Here is a 19,736-nt window from a genome sequence, read left to right as displayed (position 1 = left end):
TAAGACAAGGAGAAGACGATGGATATCCGGATTTCTGGTCATCAGGTCGAAACGGGCGACGCGCTGCGGACCCATGTGACGGACCGGCTTCAGGGTATCGCCGAGAAATATTTCGCCCGCGCCATGTCGTCGGAGGTGACGTTCGGCAAGGGGCCGCACGATATCGGCTTCAAATGCGATATCGTCATGCATGTGACCCGCGGCCTCGTCCTGAAGGGCCGCCACGATGCACAGGACGCGCATCTGTCCTTCGACGGTGCCGCCACCAAGATCGAAAAGCAGCTGCGCCGTTACTCGCGCCGCCTGAAGGATCGCAATGCGGGCCAGGCGATCGAACTGGCCGAGGCGGGGGCCTATGATGCGGGCTATACCCTGTTCGCCGAACAGGTCGATGAAGATGAGGCGGGCGATGCGCCCCTGATCATCGCCGAAACCCGCGTCGACATTCCCGATGCCAGCGTGTCGGATGCGGTGATGATGCTCGACCTGCGCAATACAGCCGCGCTGTTGTTCAAGAATTCGGGCACCGGATCGTATAACATGGTGTATCGCCGTGGCGACGGAACCATTGGCTGGGTCGAACCGCAGCGGGGCGGCTGACCTTTAAGCCCCTATCGTTCTTCCGCGTGGCCCGCTAATAGCCGGGCCGCGCGGGGGCGCACCGGAAAAAACGATGAACGACTTTAGCGATCTGTTGCGCCACGAAACCGTGCTGGCCGGTGTTACGGCCGCGAACAAGAAAAGCCTGTTTCCGGTTCTGGCGACGGCGGCGTCCGGTCCTGCCGGACAGAGCGCCAAGATACTGACCGACGTGCTGGTCGAGCGCGAGAAGCTGGGCTCGACCGGTTTCGGCGGCGGCATCGCCATTCCGCATGGCAAGGTCGCCGGGCTGGACCAGATCGTCGGCGTGTTCGCGCGGCTGGCGCAGCCGGTCGATTTCCAGGCGGTCGACGACATGCCGGTCGACCTGGTCTTTGCGATGTTCTCCCCCGCTGATGCGGGCTCCGCGCATCTCAAGGCGCTGGCGCGGGTCTCGCGACGGCTGCGCGACAAGGGCTTCGTCGCCAAGCTGCGCGGGGCCGGGTCGCCCGACGCGATCTGGGCGCTGCTGACCCAGGACGAGGCGCGTGACGCCGCGGCCTGAAGGCGAGGCCGCGCATTTCCGGGCGCTGGAGGCGCTCTATGCCGAGGCACCGATCAACCGGCTGTTCGACTCCTCGCTGGAGATTCCCGAACCCGGCGTCGCGCGTATCCGCTTCCTGGTCGACGAACGCCATTATCACGCGGCGGGGGCGGCGCATGGCACCAGCTATTTCAAGATGCTGGACGATGCGGCCTTTTATGCCTGCAACAGCCTGGTCACCGATCGCTTCCTGCTGACGACGCAGTTCAACCTGCTGCTCACCCGGCCGATGCGGGCGGGGGCGGTCGTCGCCGAGGGGCGCTGGGTCAGCGGACGGCGCCGGGTGTTCGTCGCGGATGCGCGGTTGATCGACGCCGATGGCGAAGAGGTCGCGCGCGGCACCGGCACCTTCATGCGCTCGCAGATCGCGCTGGCGGGGCTGCCCGGCTATCGGGCGGGTTGAGGCGATGGACGGTCGCCTGCCGAGCGGGATGCTGGTCACCGCGCTGCTCCGCCGGATGAACGATAGCGGCGGCATGGGCATGGTGCTGGCCAAGGGCGATCCGCAGGCGGGGGGCATATTGGTGATCGTCGTCGATACCGACCCCGTCACCGCCGAGCGCCGCGAGCGCGTGCTGGAGCGGGGGCTCGGCTCCGATGGCCGAACCGCGCTGATCGATTCGACGCCTGCAAACGATATTTTAAGCTATTGGCGCCGCCGCCGGTCGCGCGATCCCGACCTGTGGGTAATCGAACTGGACGGCGCTGCGGCGGAACGCTTCACCGCTGAAACGATCCTGCAACATTGACGAACGCGGCCGGATCGGCCACGAGCCCCCCATCTTAAAGTCGCGTTGTGCCGCGCTGGGTGCGATCCGGTCGGTTACGCAGTCGGGGGGAAGCCCGGACGAGTGCCCTTTGGGCTGCTCGGGTCCGTGATCCAACCGCATGTCTGTTCGAGTGAATGACGGTTTTCAAGCGAGTCGCGGCTACTGCGGCCATGGCTCTTTCCCTGGCGGGACTTCTCGCCACCAGCACCCCCAGCCTGGCGACCAATGTCGCCGCCAATGCTGCCGGTGGTGCCGTACCAGCCACGGCGATGGCTGTTTCCGGGATCAACGCCGCCGATCTGGCGATGGTTCCCCAGAGCGCCCGGGCCACCATGTCCGCGCTTCCCGATCTTTCCCAGGTTTCTGAAGCGGATGACGCCGGCGAATATGAAACGCTGGCCGAGGCCGTAGCCGCCCAGGACGAGATGGCGTCGAGCGAAGAGCTCCGCTGCCTTGCCGGTGCGATTTACTTCGAGGGTCGCGGCGAACCGCTCGCCGGTCAGCTCGCCGTCGCCCAGGTCATCCTGAACCGCACCAAGTCGGGCCGCTTCCCGACCAGCGTGTGCGACGTCATCAAGCAGCGCGGGCAGTTCAGCTTCGTGCGCGGTGGCGAAATTCCCTCGGTCAGCCCGTCGCGCGCCGCCTATCGCACCGCCATCGCGGTCGCGCAGGTCGCGCTGTCCCAGGCGTGGGACAGCACCGCGGGCAAGGCGCTGTACTTCAACACCCCCGGCAACCGTCCGGGCGTGCGGGTGCAGAAGGTCGCCGCGATCGGCAATCACATCTTCTATCGCTGATCCGGTCCCGCTCTGGCGGGGCTTTGCGTTTGTTCGTCAAATGTTCTAAGCGGGTGGCATGTTGGACATGCCGCCCGCTTCGTGTGTCGACGATCCCGCCTCGCCGCTCTGCGCCGCCGATGTCGCGCGCGGCGTGACTCGGATGCTGCTCCGCCACGATCTGATCACCATTCCCGAGGTTCCGCTGGAGGGCGGCCGCCGCGCCGACCTGATGGCGCTCGACGCGCGCGGGCAGGCGGTGATCGTCGAGATCAAGGTGTCGCGCGCCGACATGCTGGGCGACGGCAAATGGCCCGACTATCTGGCGCATTGCGACCGCTTCTACTGGGCGGTGCCCGCCGGGTTCGACTGGTCGCCGCTGGAGGGCGCCGCCTTCCTGCCCGAGCGGACCGGGATCATCGTCGCCGACCGCTATGACGCCGCGATCGTCCGGGAGGCGCACAGCGTGCCGCTGCCCGCGCATATCCGCAAGAAGGTGACGCTGAACTTCGCGAGGCGGGCGGGGCGGCGGATGATCGGGCTGACCGATCCCGATGCGGGGATGTGATTCCCTTGGCCTTCGACTTCGCTCAGGCTGAACGGCGTGAGGGAATGGAGATGCCCCCCAAACTCCGTTCAGCCTGAGCGAAGTCGAAGGCCACGCCCCCAACGCCCCGAACTACCGCGTCAAAACCAGCGTCACGATCGACCGCGGCGGTGCCACCGTCGAATCGACCGCCTCGGCATGATGCCCCGCATCGGTCAGGAACGCGCGCCGCTGCCACCGCCCCGGCACCGCGACGGTCAGCGGGCGCGGGGATAGCCCTGGATTGACATGGACCAGCACCAGCCGCCGTCCGTCGGGGGACAGCGCCGCGACCGTGTCCATATCGTCCACCGGCACCAGCCGATCCCCCGGCCGGATGAAGCGGCTGAACTGTGCCATCGCCCAATATTTGCCGGTGACGTGAATCGCATGCGGGCGATCCGCCGCGCCTTGCAGGTCGGCCTTGACGATGCCCCAGTTCGATCCCTTCTGCCCGTCGCGCGTGCTCAGATCCTCGACCGCCTGCCAGAAGACCCAGGCGGCGGGTTCCAGCCGCTTGATGTCCCCCACGACATGCTCGGCGAAGGCCAAGGGCGTCGCCATGCCGGTAAAGTCCTCGGGATCGCGCGACAGCGGGGTGTCGTTCTCGCTCATCCACAGCCGGATGCTCGACGATCGCGCGATGTCGCGCACCGCCGTCTGGTGAACGCTGCCATAGCTGTGGACGTTGAGCTGGCCGATCGCAGCGCGGGTCGCGGGCGGATAGGCGGCCCAGTCCTCGACGAACAGATTCGAGGCGGTCTCGTCGGGCGCGCCGACCACGGTCGCCAGGCCCTGCGCCTTCAGCGCGGCGGCGGTCGCGTCGATCATCATCGCCTGTCGCCGGGGCGACCAGTGCGCGCCCTCCTGCGTGTTGGCGGCGAACCAATAATCAGTGTTAGGCTCGTTGACCGGCGACAGGGTGCGGAAGGCGATATGGTGGCGCTGCTGCAATTCGCGGGTCGCGCGGACCAGATAGGTCGCGAAGGCGCCCTCCATGCCGGGGCGCAGATTGTCGTCGGTGCCCTTTTCCGCGCCCGACACGCGGCCGCTGACCGTCATGAACCAGGGCGGCGAGTTGGAGAAGGCCTCGAAGATCGGCTGCTTCACCCGCACCCGGATCGCGTCCAGCCACCAGCGCTGGTTGGCGTCCTGGTTCCAGTCCCACATGGCGGGGTCCTTGGGCCGCCACCAGTCCTTGCCCGTCACACCGGCGGGCTGCCGCCAGAATCCCGGCACCGCGCGGCCGACCTTCATATAGGGCTTGGTATCGGCGGCATTGCCCCCGCCGATATTGTAGCGCGCGATCGTCCAGCCCAGGCCGCCCGGCCCATAGAAGAGATCGGCCAGTCGCGTCCGCTCCGCCTCGGGCCAGCCGCCGGTGACATGCGCGAACCAGGCGAGCGCGGTGCCCCAGCCCTCGAACACGGTCGAGGGGCGATCGATGGCGGGGCGCAGCGTGACGGGCACCGGGCGATCCGGCCCGGGCGCCTGCGCCCCCACCGACGACGCCGACAAAATCATCCCCAGCATGGCCGCGACCCGACCGCCGCGCCTTGCCCGATCCGCCCAAAACCCCATCGCCTGCTCCCCGCCTGACCCGATTACGCAGGCATCTTAGCGGAGGAGGGGATGATCGCGTCAATCCATGGTGGAAAGGGGGCTGTTTTTTACTCGGACAATAATTCATCATGCCCGCATCAGGCAGAGGAGAATCCATGAAAAGGGCAACCAAGTTTCTGTTCGCGGCGGCGCTCGCCACCCTGTCGCTGAACGGAGCGTCGGCAACCGCGCAGACGGCACCGACGAGCGGCGGCGATCAGGTGGCGGTGCATGGCGACCGTCCCGGCGCGGTCTATGACCGCCACATCTTCGGCCAGTTCGCCGAGCATCTGGGCACCGGCATCTATCCGGGCATCTGGGTGGGCAAGGGCAGCAAGATCCCCAACATCAACGGCTATCGCCGCGACGTGATCGATGCGCTGAAGGCGATTCGCGTGCCGGTGATCCGCTGGCCGGGCGGCTGCTTCGCCGACGAATATCACTGGCGCGAAGGCGTCGGTCCGCAGGCCAAGCGCCTGACCAAGGTCAACACCAACTGGGGCGGCGTGACCGAGGACAACAGCTTCGGCACCAACGAGTTCATGAACTATACCGAGCTGGTCGGCGCCGAGGCCTATGTCTCGGGCAATGTCGGCTCGTCCGCGCCGTCCGAAATGGCCGAGTGGGTCGAATATATGACCTTCCCGTCCAAATCGACCTATGCCGAGGAGCGCCGCCGGAACGGCCGCGACCGCCCATGGAAGCTGGCGATGTTCGGCATCGGCAACGAGCTGTGGGGCTGCGGCGGCAATATGCGCCCCGAATATGCCGCCGACGTGACGCGTCGCTATTCCACCTTCCTGAAGGTGCCTGCGGGCGAGAAGCTGATGAAGATCGCCAGCGGTGCCAACAGCGACGACTATAACTGGACCGAGGTGATGATGCGCGAGGCGGGCAACCACTTCGACGGCATCGGCGTCCATTATTACACCATCCCCGGCTCGTGGGAAAAGAAGGGCGCGGCGACCGGCTTTGACGAGGAGGCCTGGGCGCGCACCCTGTCCAAGACGCTGAAGATGGACGAGCTGATCACCCGCCACGCGGCGATCATGGACAAATACGACCCCCGGAAGCGGGTCGCGCTGCTCGTCGACGAATGGGGCACCTGGTATGATGTCGAGCCCGGCACCAATCCCGGCTTCCTGTTCCAGCAGAACAGCCTGCGCGACGCGATGGTGACGAGCCTGAACCTCGACATCTTCGCCAAGCATGCCGACCGGGTGCGCGGCGCCAATATCGCGCAGATGGTCAATGTGCTCCAGGCGATGCTGCTGACCGACGGCGCGCGGATGGTGAAGACGCCGACCTATTGGGTGTTCGACATGTATAAGGACTATCAGGACGCCACCGTCCTGCCGGTCGATGTCCAGTCGCGCTGGTACAGCAAGAACCAGTGGGTGATGAAGGCGGTCAGCGCCTCGGCGGTGCGCGACAAGGCGGGCGTGGTCCATGTCGGCCTGACCAATGTCGATCCCAACCAGCCCGCGACCGTTACCGTCAAGCTGGACGGCCTGAACGCCGCGCAGGTGTCGGGCCGCATCCTGACGGGTGCCACGATGGACGCGCACAACACGTTCGACGCGCCCAGCCAGGTCGCGCCGCAGCCGTTCAGCGGCGCGACGCTGTCGGGGGGCATGCTGAGCGTGCAGATCCCGGCCAAGTCGGTCGTGATGCTGGACCTGCGCTGATGAAGGTCCGCGCCGGGGCGCTGGTCGCCGCCATCCTGCTCGCCCCTATGGCGTTCGTCGGGACGGCGGGGTCCGCTGCGCCCCGACGCGACCTTTCGTGGAACAGTCCGGGAGCGGGCAATCCGCTGCTGCCCGGCTATTTCGCCGACCCCTCCATCGTGCGCGATGGGGGGCGTTGGTATATCTTCGCGACGGTCGATCCCTGGGGCGACGACCGGCTGGGGCTCTGGACCTCGGACAATGGCCGCGACTGGACCTTCTCTCAGCCGAACTGGCCGACCAAGCAGGCGGCGACCAGCCCGACCTCGGGCGATGCCAAGGTCTGGGCGCCCTCGGTGGTCAAGGCGGCGAACGGCCGCTGGTACATGTATGTCTCGGTCGGCAGCGAGGTGTGGGTCGGCTCCGCGCCGTCGCCGGCGGGGCCCTGGGCCGATGCCAATGGCGGCAAGCCGCTGATCGCGCGCGATTTCGCGCCCCAATATCATATGATCGACGCCGAGGCGTTCGTCGACGATGACGGCCAGGCCTATCTCTATTGGGGATCGGGGCTGAACTGGGTCAACGGGCATTGCTTCGTCGTGAAGCTGAAGCCCGACATGGTGCATTTCGACGGCGAACCCCGCGACGTGACCCCGGCAAACTATTTCGAAGGCCCCTTCATGGTGAAGGAGAAGGGCCGCTATCTGCTGACCTATAGCGACGGCAACACGACCAAGGACACGTACAAGGTCCGCTATGCGGTCGGCCGCTCGCCGATGGGGCCGTTCACCGAGGCCGCCGACAGCCCGATCCTGCAGACCGATGCCGCCAGGCAGATCATCAGCCCCGGCCATCATGCGATCTTCGCGGACAAGGGGCGATCCTATATCCTCTATCACCGACAGGCGCTGCCGTTCGTGATGGGCAGCGAGCGGGTGTTGCGGCAAGTGGCGATCGATCCGCTGACCGTGCGCGCCGACGGAACGCTGGCGCAGGTCGCGCCCAGCCATGACCCGGCCATCCCCGCCTTCGCCGCGCAGCGGACGCGCGGGCTGCGCTGGACGGGGCAGGGGGCGGCGGCGCTGGCGGCGGACGACAATTATGCTACCGCCTGGCGGCCCGAGGCGGGGCAGCCGCCGGTGCTGACCGCCGATTTGGGCCGGATGCGCGCGTTCCGCGAAAGCAGGATCCGCCCGGCCTTCGTGATCCAGCCGCAGGATATCCGGATCGAGGCATCGCCCGACGGCCGCCAGTGGCGCGAGGTCGCGGCGGCGAAGGGGGTGAGCGGGTCGCCGATCGTGCTGCGCCATCCGGTCACGGCGCGCTTCCTGCGCATGACGGTGCAGGCCAGGGAACCCGCGATCCTGGAATGGTCGCTCTTCTGATCCGCCTGTCATAAAAAAACGGCGGGAAGGGCGGTAGCGACCGGACTCCGTCCTCCGCCGTGAAGGGAAAGTCCGTGGCGCTATCACCGCACTGGTCCGCCGAATGGCTGTCCATCTGGGAAGCCCCGGACGGCTGGGTCCATCGGCGCTATGATCGTCCGCACGCAGAGGGCAGCGTGCGGCGCGGGCGGTTGCTGTTCCAGACCGGGCGCGCCGACATGATCGAGAAATATGGCGATGCGATCGACCATTTCCGCACCTTGGGGTGGGATGTGACCGCATTCGATTGGCGCGGGCAGGGCGGATCGGGGCGGTTGGCCGAAGGGGACACCGGGCATGTCGAGGGGTTCGACCGGCTGATCGACGATCTCGCCGCCTTCCATGCCGATTGGGTGGCGCAGGGCGAGGGGCCGCATGTCGTGCTGGGCCATTCCATGGGTGGGTTCGTCACGCTCGCCGCGCTGGCGGCCGGGCGGATCGCGCCCGATGCGGTGGTGCTGGTCGCGCCGATGATCGCGATGCGCTCGCCGATCGGGCAATGGGCGGGGACGCGGTTCGCACGCTGGCAGGCGGGGCGGGGCGATCGCTTCCGCCCCGCCTGGCGTCGGTTGGAGACGCCCGCCGCCGCCACCGCCCGGCAGAAGCGGCTGACCCATGACCTTGCGCGCTTCGCCGACCAGCAGGCGTTTCGGCGGATGCGGCCCGAACTCTGTCTCGGCTCGCCCAGCTGGCATTGGGTGGCGGAGGCTTTCCGCGCGACGGCGGCGCTTCGCGACGATCCGGGGCTGGCGCGGATCGAGACGCCGGTGCTGATGCTGGTGGCGCAGGCCGACCGGCTGGTCGATGCGCGCGCCGCCGGGCGCGTGGCGGCGCGGATGCCGAACGCCATTTTGGTCTGTTTCGGCCAGGGATGCGCGCATGAGATCTTGCGCGAGGCCGATCCGGTCCGCGCCAACGCCCTGGCGGCGATCGACGCCTTTCTGACGCGGCGGGTGGGGGCGCCCGGCTGATCCTATCGCGCGCCGCAGCGGGTCGTGCCGCCGCCGCCGCCAAGGATGCGGCATTTGGGCGTGCCGTCGACCGTCACCCGGCCCAGCCCGTTATTGGCGATGGTCGCGCTATAGCGGGCCCGCGCCGTCACCTCGCCCGGCCCCTCCAGCGTGACGGCCAAGTCGCCGACCTCCAGCCCTTCGGCGGCGATGGTCACGGTGCCGTTGCCCGCCAGCCGCGCCTTGCCGACCCGCCCCCCGCCGATCGCCAGCCTGCCCGATCCCATCAGCGACGCGGCCAGCTGCTCGCCCTCCACCCGGTCGATCCGGACATCGGAGGGCCCCGCGATCGACACGCTCAGGCTGGGACCGCGCAGCGCCTGCGCGGTGATCCGCGATCCGCCGATGACGGTGATCGCCGACAGCGGCGGCGCGGCGAGGGTCAGCGTCACCGGCTGGCTCGCCGGGCGTCGCATGGTGGGATCGCCCGGCATCATCCGGACGACCAGGCTATGCCCGGCGACATGCGCATCGACCCGGCGCAGCGTCTCCGCATCCCCCGACAGCATGGCGCGCGGCGAGGGCGCGGTGGTCAGCGCGATGACGAACGCCCCCTCGACCCGCAGCGAGTCGAAGCTGCTCAGGTCGACCCGCCGATCCGCCGCCCCGGTGCTGGTGACGGGGATCAGGGCGGCCAGGATCAGAACGGACGGCAAAAGGTGACGCATCGCCCTATCCTCGTCCCGATCGGGCCGCTCGGCAAGCGCCGCCGGGCTGTCCTTATTGCCGTCCGCAGCGCACCGATCCCGAACCCGCCTTGCCGACCGTGCAGACCGAATTCGGGCCCAGATCGGCACTGCCCGACCCGGTCAGACCCACCTGGGCGGGACCATCGACCCGGACGGTCACATCGCCCGATCCGCTGATCCCGACCTTGGCCTTTCGGGCGTGCACACCGGCGGCGTTGAGGCTGCCCGATCCGGCGACGCCGATCTTCAGCGCATCGGCGGTGCCGGCGGCGCTGATCGAACCCGATCCGGCGATCCCCAGATCCGCATCGCCCACCCGCATCGCGGCGATGGCGAGATCGCCCGAGCCCGCGACACCGCCCTTGAAGCTTGCCCCCTCGACCCGGTCGATCGTCATCCGGCCCGATCCGCCGACTCCGGCGCCGGTCAGGCGGGGCAGGGTGACCATTACCCGGACGCCGGAGCGCTTGCCCCAATGCACGCCCTTTTTCAGTCCGATCAGCAATTTGTCGCCGTCGCGCGCGACGCGGAGCTGGTCGAGTTCGGCGCTGGGCCCCTCGGCGCGGACCGAGAAGTCGCGGCCGACCCGGATGTCGACCGGATCGCTGCCGCTCGACTCAACGCTGGTGAAGGCGGTCGCGGCATAGCTGCGCGCACCGCCCGACCCCTGAGCGGGAATGTCCTGCCCCCGCGCCTCGCTTTCGAAGGAACAGGCGGCGGTGGGGATGGCCAGCGCGACGATGGCCAGGAGCGAGGGAAGAGCGAGGGACTTCGTCATGGGCGACCTCCTGTGTATTGTGTGGACAATACACATGGTCGGGGCATGGGCGCAAATGAAAAGGGCGGCCCCATCGGGACCGCCCTTTTCGGTTCGGAAATGGCGAACGGCCTCAGGCCGCAGGCTTTTCCTTGTTGTAGATGGCGGCGGCGGCGCGCAGGATTTCCAGGATCTTTTCCTGGGCGCGGGGCTCGTCCACCTCTTCCATCGCGGCGAGTTCGCGCGCGAGGCGGCTGGTGGCGGCCTCGAAGATCTGCCGCTCGGAATAGCTCTGCTCGGGCTGGTCGTCGGCACGGAACAGGTCGCGGACCACCTCGGCGATCGACACCAGGTCGCCCGAGTTGATCTTGGCTTCATATTCCTGCGCGCGGCGCGACCACATGGTGCGCTTCACCTTGGGCTTGCCCTTCAGCGTTTCCATCGCCTCGCGCATGGTCTTGTCCGAGGACAGCTTGCGCATGCCGACCGACTCGGCCTTGTTGGTGGGAACGCGGAGCGTCATGCGCTCCTTTTCGAACCGCAGCACATAGAGTTCGAGCTGCATCCCTGCGATTTCCTGCTTTTGCAGCTCGATGACGCGGCCCACGCCATGTTTGGGATACACGACATAGTCACCGACGTCGAAGTGGAGCGCCTTGGCAGCCATTGGGGGCCTTTCCGGATCAAGGCCTTCGCGCGAGCGCCGAACGAGCGGAAATGGGTCCACTGATCAAGCCGGCCTCGGGAAGGAAGGGTCGAACACATCAAGGCGGGCCGTCGCGAGAAAAAGCTAGGCCCGTCGCGGAACCATATAGCATGGTCGCAACAAAATTACCAGCATATCCGCATGGCTACCCGTCGCAAGACGGCGCCGGTGCGGATCGGTCGACTCCGGTCGTTACCCCCGCTCAGTCACCCTTACCGGGTTCGGGGCTGAAGAACTGCTCATATTTGTTCTCGACGCCCTTCATCGCATCGGCGTCGGGCGGCGTCTGGTCCAGCTTGCGCGTGACGTTGGGCCATTGGGCGGAGAAGGTGTTGTTCAGCTCCAGCCACTGTTCCAGACCGCTCTCGGTGTCGGGCAGGATCGCCTCGGCCGGGCATTCCGGTTCGCACACGCCGCAGTCGATGCACTCGGACGGGTTGATGACGAGCATGTTCTCGCCCTCATAGAAGCAGTCGACGGGACACACCTCGACACAGTCCATATACTTGCAGCGAATGCAGGCATCGGTGACGACGTAGGTCATGACAACTCCCAAGGTACGAACGCGTGCTGCTATGCCGCGTATGGCGATCCGTCAACGCTTGAAACCGGCGAAGTGACCAGATCGCAGTAGCAGGCGCGTCCTTCGGCGGGTGGTCCGCGCCGGACGGGGAGCGATTCCACCCGCAGCACGCGCACCTGGCCATGATGCGCGAAGGTCAGGATGCTGCCGATCCGTACCGGCGCATGCGCCCGGTCGATCGCGCGCCCATCCATCCGGAAATGCCCGTCACACGCCATCGCCTGCGCCGTATCCCGCGACTTGGCGATCCGCGCCCACCAGAGGAAACGGTCGAGCCGCATCGACTCGGGGGCAGGGGCGCGGTTCGTCATGGGGTCAGGCGGTCCTTTCGGTGGGAAATAAAGGTCACGGCGTGCGCCCCCAGTCGGCGAGCGCGGCGAAGGCGTTGCCTGGTCGGGCTTCGACCCGGGGAGCGGGGCGGGCAGGGGGACGGCCGCGCCAGATCCAGCGGGGGGCATCGCCCTCGGCGGCGGGGCGGACCTTGCGGAAACCCAGATCGCCCATCAGCCGGTCGAGCGTCGCGGGCTCCAGCCCGATCGAGGTGGCGAGCGCCGGGTCGGGCGCGAACGGCCCGCGCCCGTCGCGCGCGTCATGGGTGGCCCGCGCGATGCGTTCGACCAGATCGATCCGCACCGCCTGGTCGCCCAGCGGGCGGAAGCCCGAGGCGACGCTGCGCCCCGGCTCGTCACGGCGCAGGGTGGTCGCGCCGATCCGCGCCAGTTCGGGGCTTTGCCCCCAAAGCGTCATCAGCGTGCGCCGCCACGCCGCCGCGGCGGGCTTGAGCAACCGCGCATCGAAGATGTCGAGCGTCCCGATGGTGATCCCCAGCCCGCGCAGCCGCCGCCGCTCCTCGGGCGACAGCGCGTCGATCATCAGCCGCAGCGGCTGGCGCGGGACGATCCCGCCCGCATCCTCCAGCGCGGCGGCGACGGCGCGCAAGGCGGGCGACGCCTTGGCCTCGCGCGCCAGGGCCGCGAGCCGGACGAGCGCGGGCACATTCCGGTCGAGCGCCCGTGCCACCCAGCCGTCGAGGCGCGCCTTCACCCGCTCGCGAAGCGGCTGGCTCAGGCAATCGAGATCGCGCTCCAGCCGCACGACCGGCCGCCCCAGCGACGGCCCCGCGACCAGCCGGGCGACGCCATGCCCGTCCCAGACCAGCCGGTCCTCGGCGAGGAGGATCGCCTCCTGCCCCGCCGCGATCAACGCCTCGGCCCGCCGCGATCGCTCGGTGCCCAGCCGCTTTTCGGCCGCCGCCAGCAACAGCCTCTTGTCATTGGCGCGCGCCCCCGCCTCGACGGTGAAGCGGAACCCCTCCAGCCGCCCGATCGGGTGATCCTCGACCAGCACCTCGCCCTCCGGCCCGATGGTGACGGGCAGCGCGCCCGCATCCGCGCCGATGCGGCGGATCAGCGCGGTCGTCCGCTTGTCGACGAAACGCTGGGTCAGGCTGGCATGGAGCCCGTCGGACAGCCGCTCCTCGATCTCGCGGGTTCGCTCGGCCCAATGCTTGGGATCGGCCAGCCAGTCGGCCCGCTGCGCAATATAGGCCCAGCTGCGGATCGCAGAGAGGCGGCCCGCCAGCGTCTCGACATCGCCCGCCATGCTGTCCAGCCGCGCGATCTCGTCGGCGAACCACTGGTGCGGGACATGGCCCAGCCCCTCGGACAGATGCCCGAACACGCGCGAGACGAAGCGGGCATGCGGATCGATGCCGACCTTGCGGAAATCGGGAATGCCGCACGCCGCCCACAGCCGCGCGACCATGGCGGGCCGCCGCACCCGGTCGCGGACCCAGGGTTCGTCGGCCAGCCGCTTGAGCACCCGCAAATCGGTGGCGAGCGGGGCGGCGCGCAGCACGCCGGGTTCGGGCTTGCGCTCCAGGCTCTTGATCAGCGCATCGATGCTCGACAGGTCGGGATCGCCGTCGCGCCAATAGAGATGGTCGAGCCGGGGGAAGCGATGCTCCTCGATCGCCAGCATCTCTTCGGGCAGGAACGCGTCGGGGCCTTCCTCGGCCAGCGCGCCGAAGGTGCCGTCGCGGTGGTGGCGCCCGGCGCGGCCCGCAATCTGGGCCATTTCGGCGACGGTCAGGCGACGACGGCGACGCCCGTCGAACTTGTGCAGCCCCGCAAAGGCGACATGCGCGACGTCCATGTTCAGCCCCATGCCGATCGCATCGGTGGCGACGAGATAATCGACCTCGCCCGCCTGGAACATCTGGACCTGCGCGTTGCGGGTGCGTGGGGACAGTGCCCCCATCACCACCGCCGCGCCCCCGCGCAGGCGCCGCAGCATCTCGGCGACGGCATAGACCTCCTCGGCGGAGAAGGCGACGATGGCCGAGCGCTTGGGCAGGCGGCTGATCTTCTTGGCGCCCGCATAGGACAGGGTCGAGAAGCGCGGTCGTGCGACGATCTCCGCCTCGGGCACCAGCGCGCGGATCATGGGCTTGAGCGCCTCGGACCCCAGGATCATCGTCTCGTCCCGGCCGCGCGCGTGCAGCAACCGATCGGTAAAGACATGACCGCGCTCGGGATCGGCACCCAGCTGCGCCTCGTCCAGCGCGACGAAGGCGACGTCGCGGTCGGGCATAGATTCGGCGGTGCACAGGAACCAGCGGGCGTCGGGCGGCACGATCTTTTCCTCGCCCGTCACCAGCGCGACTTTTTCCGGTCCCTTCAGCGCGACGACGCGGTCATAGACCTCGCGCGCGAGCAGGCGGAGGGGAAAGCCGATGATGCCGCTGCTATGCGCGCACATCCGCTCGATCGCGAGGTGCGTCTTGCCGGTGTTGGTCGGCCCGAGAACGGCCGTCACGGTGCCCGATACGCGGCTGGTCATGATCCCTACATCGGGCTTCGCGCGGCCGGTTGCAACGGCATGAAGCAAGATGGCGGATGTCGGGCCGGTTTCGGCCCGAACCGGCCACGCCCGGTCGCAGCATCGGGGCGGGGGGCGGCGCGGGCGTTTGACTTTGCGGCCCCGGCTTCGCACGGCCCTTTCGTGCGCCGGGGGGATCGGCGACGCTGATCGACGACAGACGGACGCATCACCCACCCATGTTCCTGACCACCGACGATACATTGATGGCCTCGGGCGGCTTCGGCTCGGGCGGAACGGCCGTCCGGCTGCCGGGCACCGCGCTGGCGCCGATTCCCGGCGGATGGCTGGCACGCTGGCGCGCGGGATTGCGCGGCATCGACTGGGTGCCCGATCTGGGCGCGCAGATCGGCAGCCGTGCCTGGTGGCGCGGACTGGCGACGTGCACTGGGCTGTGCGCCGCGACGATCGCGATGGCGCCGGGCTTTCACCGCCCGATCCTGTCCCCCTCGCCCGCCGCATTGACGGGAGAGGCGCGGAGTAACGCCCGGGCGCAGGCGATCGCGCCGCTGGCGCTGGGGGCCGATAGCGGTCGGCACATGGCCGCGAACGAACTGGTGGCCAATCTGGCCGAGGCGCCCGAGCGGCCGGTGGTCGAGCTGTCCGCCACCGTCGGGTCGGGCGACCGGCTGGCGCGTGTGCTGCAACGCGCCGGGGTGGCGCGCGACCAGGCGCAGGCGGCGGCCGATCTGGTCGCACAGGCGACGGACGGCGCGGACATCGCCTCGGGCACCCGCGTCATGCTGACGCTGGGGCGGCGGCCCAGCCGGACGGTCGCGCGGCCGCTGGAATCGATGACGCTACGCGCGCGCTTCGACCTGGCGGTGACGCTGACCCGCACCGCGCAAGGGCTGGCGATGACGCAGCAGCCGATCGCGATCGACCGCACCCCGCTGCGCCTCCAGGGGCTGGTCGGATCCAGCCTGTACCGTTCGGTCCGCGCGGCGGGCGCCCCGGCCAAGGCGGTCGAGGCCTATATCAAGGCGCTGTCGGCGCGGCTGTCGGTCGGGCGCGATGTCCGGCGCTCGGACAGTTTCGACCTGATCATCGAACGCGAACGCGCCGCCACCGGCGAGACTCGGCTGGGCAAGCTGCTGTTCGTCGGGCTGAACCATGGCGGTCGCCAGATGCAGCTCGCGCGGCTGGCGGGGGACGAGGACAGCCCCTGGTATGACGTCAACGGCCAGGGCGAACGGCGCGGCGCGATGGCGGTGCCGGTCGCGGGGCGTGTCACCTCGTCCTTCGGCAAGCGGATGCACCCGATCCTGGGCTTCATGCGGATGCACAAGGGGACCGATATCGGCGCCCCTTACGGCGCGCCGATCCATGCGATCATGGACGGCGTCGTCCAGTTCGCCGGGCGATCGGGCGGCTATGGCAATTTCGTGAAGCTGACCCATGCGGGCGGGATCGCCAGCGGCTATGGCCATATGAGCCGTTTCACGGTCCGCTCGGGCGCGCGCGTCCGCCAGGGGCAGGTGATCGGCTATGTCGGCTCGACCGGCATGTCGACCGGGCCGCATCTGCATTGGGAGGTGTGGAAGAACGGCGTGACCGTCAATCCCTACAGCCTGAAGCTGACGAGCATGGCCGCGCTGTCGGGCGCTAGATTGCGCGCCTTCCGCCAAGAGGTTCGCGCGCTTCTGGCGGTTCAGCCGGGTCGCTGAGCCGTTATTTCCCTGCCCCGCGCCAGCGGGCGACGGTGTCGGCCAGCATCGCATCCCCGCGGGCGGGACGCGCCCATAGCTCGGTGATCGTCATGTCGCCGGAGGCGGGGCAAAGCGCCTCGTCCAGCGTGTCCAGGCTCGCGCGCATCGGCAGGGCGACGCCCTCGCCGCACAGGATCGCCTCGCGGTTACGCAGCGCCGAGATGGTGTCGAGCAGGCCGCGCCCGCCCTCGGGCATCGCTGCGCGGACCACCGCCTGATCGCGTTCGTTGTTCAGCCGCATCGCGATGATCGTGCCGCATTGCGACAGCACGCCCTCGGCCAGATCGGACGGACGCTGGGTCACCAGCCCCAGCGAGACGCCATATTTGCGCCCCTCCTTGGCGATGCGCGACAGGATGCGCCCCGCCGCCGAATGGCGTTCGGCGTGCGCGGGGATGTAGCGATGCGCCTCCTCGCAGACCATCAGCACGGGGCGGCGATCCTCGGGCCGCGACCAGATCGCATGGTCGAAGATCATCCGCGCCAGCATCGCGACGACCACGCTCGTCACCTCGGAAGGGACGCCCGACAGGTCGATGATCGAGATCGGCCGCGATCCGCCCGGCATGCGCAGGATGCGCCCCAGAAACGCCGCCATGGTGTCGGCGACCAGCATGCCGGAGAACATGAAGGCATAGCGGGAATCGCCCTTCACCTCCTCGATCCGCGCTTTCAGCCGCTGATAGGGCGCAGTGTCGCCCGCACGGTCCAGCTTGCCCATCTCCTGCGCGATCGCGGCGGTCAGGTCGGACAGCAGATAGGGGATGGGGGTGTCGATGGTGACGCGGGGCAGCTCGGCCGCCGCCCGGTTGCGCATCCGCGCGGCGAGCAGACAGCGGGCCAGGATGTCGACCTCCGCCTGGCGCTCGGCCGGACCGGCGGAGAGCAGCATCTCGGCATGTTCCTCGAAGGTCATCAGCCAATAGGGCATGCGCAGATTGCCGACATCGTGGATCTCGCCCCGGTCGGAAAAGGCGCGGGCATATTCGCCGTGCGGATCGATCATCACGACATGGCCCAGCGGCGCGAGCGCGCAGATGCGGTGCAGGATCAGCGCGGTCGCGGTCGACTTGCCGGTGCCGGTCGATCCCAGCATCGCGAAATGGCGGCCCAACAGCGCGTCCACCGCCAGCATCGCGGGCACGCTGCGCCCCGGATGGACGGTGCCGATCCGGACGGTAGTGGCATGGCGCTGGCCATGGATCGCCGCCAGCTCGGCCACCGAGACCGCATGGACGGTGCTGCCCGGCACCGGATAGGCGGTGACGCCGCGTCGAAAGCCGTACAGCTCGCCCGTCTCGGGGTTGCGCATCGCCTCGCCCATCAGCTCGATCTCGGCGGCGATGGCGGCGGCGTCCTGTGCCGGGTCGAGCGTCAGCGAGCGGATGCTGCCCACGATCCAGCGATCGCCATGGCGCAGCTTGACCGGGGTCGCGACCTGTCCGGCCTGCGCCAGCACGGGATCGGCATCGCCGGACAGCAGCGCCAGTGCCTCGCGGTCGAGCAGGACGCGCCCGCCCGCGCCTGCGATGCCGAGCAGCCAGCCGATCGCGGGCGTGTCATGGGAAAGCGTATCGGACGGTCGGGGCAGGGGGGCGTGCATCGGCCAGCACATATCCGGTCAGGGGGAGGAATCAGCCCCGACCGTTAGGGATCAAAGACTTAAGAAGCCGTATCGATCCCGCCTCAGACCCGCCGCGCGATCCACCCGGCGGTCCAGCCGAGCAGCACCGAGAGCGCGACCACGGTCAGGCCATAGGGGATGGCGGCGCGGTCGGCGGCGCGCGCGACGAACCGCTCGAACCCCGATTTGCGGATGTCGATATCGCGCACCGCGGCGGCCAGCACGCGGCCGTCGCGGATCAGGAACGTCTCCGCGGTGAAGCGTCCCACCGGCACGCGCGCGGGGATGGTCACGCGCGCGCGGTAGAGGACATTGTCGGTGATCTCGACCGCGCGCGGCGCCTCGACATACAGGCCCGCACGGCGGCGCTGGTCGACCAGCCCGGCCTGGAACCGCGCCTGCACATTGGCGGGCGCGTTGGAGGCGGGGGAAAGCTGCAGGCTGTCCAGCCCCAGTTCGTAGATGGCGCGCGTCCGGTCGTCGACGATCCGGTTGATCGGGCGGGACGATGCGATGGCGTAGAAGGACGGCGCCGACTGATAGCGCAGCCGCCCGGCATTGACCCACAGCCCGGCGATCTTCTCCTTCTCGCGGATCAGGATCGACTGGGTCGGGCCCTTGACCACCACGACGATGTCGGTCGGCCGGTCGTCGCTGGGCGGGCGACCGCCGGGATAGAGGATCGCGCCGAACAGCAGCAGCTCGGCGCCGGTGAAGCTGTACACGATCTCGATATCGCGCTGCGACACGTCGGGGACCAGCACCGGCTTGGCCTGTCCCATCAGCAGCGGCGCGAGCAGCGTCAGGAGCGCGGCCCTCCTCACAGCAGCTGGACCGTGAAGATTTCCTCGGGCCGCCAGACCAGCCCCAGCAGGATGCGCAACCCGACGAGCAGGACGATGACGGCCAGCGCCAGGCGGAGATATTCGGGTTTGACGTTGGTCGCCAGCTTCGCCCCGACCTGCGCGCCCGTCACCGAACCGATCAGGAGCAGCGCAGCCAGCACGATATCGACCGCCTTGGTCGTGGTCGCATGAACCATGGTCGCGGCGGCGGTGACGAACAGCGTCTGGAACAGCGAGGTGCCCAGCACGACATTGGTCGCCATGCCCAGGATATAGATCATCGCGGGGACAAGGATGAATCCGCCGCCCACGCCCAGCAATATGGTCAGGATGCCGATGAAGAAGCCCAGCAGCAGCGGCGCCAGCGGCGAGATATAGAGCCCCGAGGCGTAGAATCGCGTGCGAAAGGGCAGGGCGGCGACCATCGGGTGATGCCGACGCCGCGCCGCGCGCTGGGCGACGCCCCGGCGCTGTGCGATGATCGCGTTCGTCGCCTCGCGCGCCATGACCGATCCGATCCAGCCGAGCATCAGGACATAGACGATGGCGATGACCGTATCGATCTGCCCGCTCGCCTGGAGCAGGCGGAAGATCCAGGCCCCCGCGAACGACCCGACGATGCCGCCCGCGACCAGCACCCCGCCCATCTTCACATCGACCCCGCCGCGCCGGAAATGCGCGAACACGCCCGAGACGCTGGCCCCCGTCACCTGGCTGGCGGCGGAGGCGGCGGCGACGGTGGGGGGAATGCCATAGACGATCAGCAACGGCGTGGTCAGGAAGCCGCCGCCGACCCCCAGCATGCCCGACAACAGGCCCACGCCCGCGCCCAGCGCGACGATGACGAGCGCGTTGACCGACAGGTTGGCGATCGGAAGATACAGGTCCACGGCGGCGTTATAGCCCGATAGGCCTTGCCGAACAG

The 19,736-nt window shown here is 68.8% G+C and carries 20 protein-coding genes; 10 read left to right on the top strand and 10 right to left on the bottom strand.

Features of this window, described 5'->3' with window-relative positions; all coding sequences use genetic code 11:
- Positions 1–18: 18 nt before the first annotated feature.
- The 6 genes from hpf to QE363_RS01905 all read left to right on the top strand — a co-directional run bounded on the left by hpf (position 19) and on the right by QE363_RS01905 (position 3,297).
- Entirely contained in the window at positions 19–600 is a 582-nt protein-coding gene (gene hpf / locus QE363_RS01930) for a ribosome hibernation-promoting factor, HPF/YfiA family (RefSeq protein ID WP_307101788.1), read from the top strand.
- A 73-nt stretch (positions 601–673) separates the two neighbouring features.
- Positions 674–1,144, top strand: coding sequence for a PTS sugar transporter subunit IIA (locus QE363_RS01925; protein ID WP_307101786.1), 471 nt, complete (start codon positions 674–676; stop codon positions 1,142–1,144).
- Entirely contained in the window at positions 1,128–1,586 is a 459-nt protein-coding gene (locus tag QE363_RS01920; protein ID WP_309691328.1) for a PaaI family thioesterase, read from the top strand. The genes QE363_RS01925 and QE363_RS01920 overlap by 17 nt, the downstream gene beginning before the upstream one ends.
- Positions 1,587–1,590: 4 nt before the next feature.
- Positions 1,591–1,932 (top strand): DUF1491 family protein, encoded by a 342-nt coding sequence (locus tag QE363_RS01915; RefSeq protein ID WP_309691326.1) that lies wholly within the window; start codon positions 1,591–1,593, stop codon positions 1,930–1,932.
- A gap of 191 nt (positions 1,933–2,123) precedes the next feature.
- Entirely contained in the window at positions 2,124–2,750 is a 627-nt protein-coding gene (locus QE363_RS01910; protein ID WP_307101780.1) for a cell wall hydrolase, read from the top strand.
- 58 nt (positions 2,751–2,808) lie between these two features.
- The gene (locus QE363_RS01905; RefSeq protein ID WP_309691323.1) at positions 2,809–3,297 is read left to right on the top strand and encodes an MmcB family DNA repair protein; all 489 of its coding nucleotides are present in this window, start codon (positions 2,809–2,811) and stop codon (positions 3,295–3,297) included.
- 111 nt (positions 3,298–3,408) lie between these two features.
- On the opposite strand, the gene QE363_RS01900 is transcribed toward QE363_RS01905, so the two are convergent.
- A complete protein-coding gene (locus tag QE363_RS01900) occupies positions 3,409–4,848 on the bottom strand; it encodes a glycoside hydrolase (RefSeq protein ID WP_309691322.1) in 1,440 nt (479 codons plus the stop codon).
- Positions 4,849–5,033: 185 nt separating this feature from the next.
- Here QE363_RS01900 and QE363_RS01895 point away from each other — a divergent pair, with 185 nt between their 5' ends.
- The 3 genes from QE363_RS01895 (at position 5,034) to QE363_RS01885 (ending at position 8,979) form a co-directional block, all read left to right on the top strand.
- On the top strand, positions 5,034–6,605 hold the full coding sequence (locus QE363_RS01895; protein ID WP_307101774.1) for an alpha-N-arabinofuranosidase: 1,572 nt from the start codon (positions 5,034–5,036) through the stop codon (positions 6,603–6,605).
- On the top strand, positions 6,605–7,969 hold the full coding sequence (locus QE363_RS01890) for a family 43 glycosylhydrolase (RefSeq protein WP_309691320.1): 1,365 nt from the start codon (positions 6,605–6,607) through the stop codon (positions 7,967–7,969). Before QE363_RS01895 ends, QE363_RS01890 begins: the two co-directional genes overlap by 1 nt.
- Before the next feature lie 74 nt (positions 7,970–8,043).
- Positions 8,044–8,979 carry an alpha/beta hydrolase gene (locus tag QE363_RS01885; protein WP_309691318.1) on the top strand — a complete coding sequence of 312 codons (936 nt, stop codon included), beginning with the start codon at positions 8,044–8,046 and terminating at the stop codon, positions 8,977–8,979.
- Positions 8,980–8,981: 2 nt separating this feature from the next.
- On the opposite strand, the gene QE363_RS01880 is transcribed toward QE363_RS01885, so the two are convergent.
- The 6 genes from QE363_RS01880 to QE363_RS01855 all read right to left on the bottom strand — a co-directional run bounded on the left by QE363_RS01880 (position 8,982) and on the right by QE363_RS01855 (position 14,594).
- Positions 8,982–9,686 carry a GIN domain-containing protein gene (locus tag QE363_RS01880; protein WP_309691316.1) on the bottom strand — a complete coding sequence of 235 codons (705 nt, stop codon included), beginning with the start codon at positions 9,684–9,686 and terminating at the stop codon, positions 8,982–8,984.
- A gap of 52 nt (positions 9,687–9,738) precedes the next feature.
- Positions 9,739–10,485 (bottom strand): head GIN domain-containing protein, encoded by a 747-nt coding sequence (locus QE363_RS01875; RefSeq protein WP_309691314.1) that lies wholly within the window; start codon positions 10,483–10,485, stop codon positions 9,739–9,741.
- Between the two features lie 112 nt (positions 10,486–10,597).
- Positions 10,598–11,131, bottom strand: coding sequence for a CarD family transcriptional regulator (locus QE363_RS01870; RefSeq protein ID WP_042486954.1), 534 nt, complete (start codon positions 11,129–11,131; stop codon positions 10,598–10,600).
- 241 nt (positions 11,132–11,372) lie between these two features.
- Positions 11,373–11,714, bottom strand: coding sequence for a ferredoxin FdxA (gene fdxA, locus QE363_RS01865; RefSeq protein WP_125959090.1), 342 nt, complete (start codon positions 11,712–11,714; stop codon positions 11,373–11,375).
- 29 nt (positions 11,715–11,743) lie between these two features.
- Complete coding sequence (locus QE363_RS01860) at positions 11,744–12,064, bottom strand: S4 domain-containing protein (protein WP_309691299.1); 321 nt, start codon at positions 12,062–12,064, stop codon at positions 11,744–11,746.
- 34 nt (positions 12,065–12,098) lie between these two features.
- Positions 12,099–14,594, bottom strand: coding sequence for a helicase-related protein (locus QE363_RS01855; protein WP_309691298.1), 2,496 nt, complete (start codon positions 14,592–14,594; stop codon positions 12,099–12,101).
- A gap of 218 nt (positions 14,595–14,812) precedes the next feature.
- Here QE363_RS01855 and QE363_RS01850 point away from each other — a divergent pair, with 218 nt between their 5' ends.
- Positions 14,813–16,300: a peptidoglycan DD-metalloendopeptidase family protein gene (locus QE363_RS01850; RefSeq protein ID WP_309691296.1), complete on the top strand. Its 1,488-nt coding sequence runs from the start codon at positions 14,813–14,815 to the stop codon at positions 16,298–16,300.
- 4 nt (positions 16,301–16,304) lie between these two features.
- Here the strand turns inward: QE363_RS01850 and QE363_RS01845 are convergent, their stop codons facing one another.
- The 3 genes from QE363_RS01845 to QE363_RS01835 form a co-directional block, all read right to left on the bottom strand.
- A complete protein-coding gene (locus QE363_RS01845; protein WP_309691294.1) occupies positions 16,305–17,945 on the bottom strand; it encodes a helicase HerA domain-containing protein in 1,641 nt (546 codons plus the stop codon).
- Between the two features lie 83 nt (positions 17,946–18,028).
- A complete protein-coding gene (locus tag QE363_RS01840) occupies positions 18,029–18,748 on the bottom strand; it encodes a TIGR02186 family protein (protein WP_373424719.1) in 720 nt (239 codons plus the stop codon).
- 38 nt (positions 18,749–18,786) lie between these two features.
- Entirely contained in the window at positions 18,787–19,701 is a 915-nt protein-coding gene (locus QE363_RS01835) for a sulfite exporter TauE/SafE family protein (RefSeq protein ID WP_307101754.1), read from the bottom strand.
- Positions 19,702–19,736 lie beyond the last annotated feature (35 nt).

The organism is Sphingomonas sp. SORGH_AS_0870 (genome assembly GCF_031453175.1).
GTDB lineage: Bacteria > Pseudomonadota > Alphaproteobacteria > Sphingomonadales > Sphingomonadaceae > Sphingomonas.
This window is presented reverse-complemented; position numbering and strand designations above follow the sequence as displayed.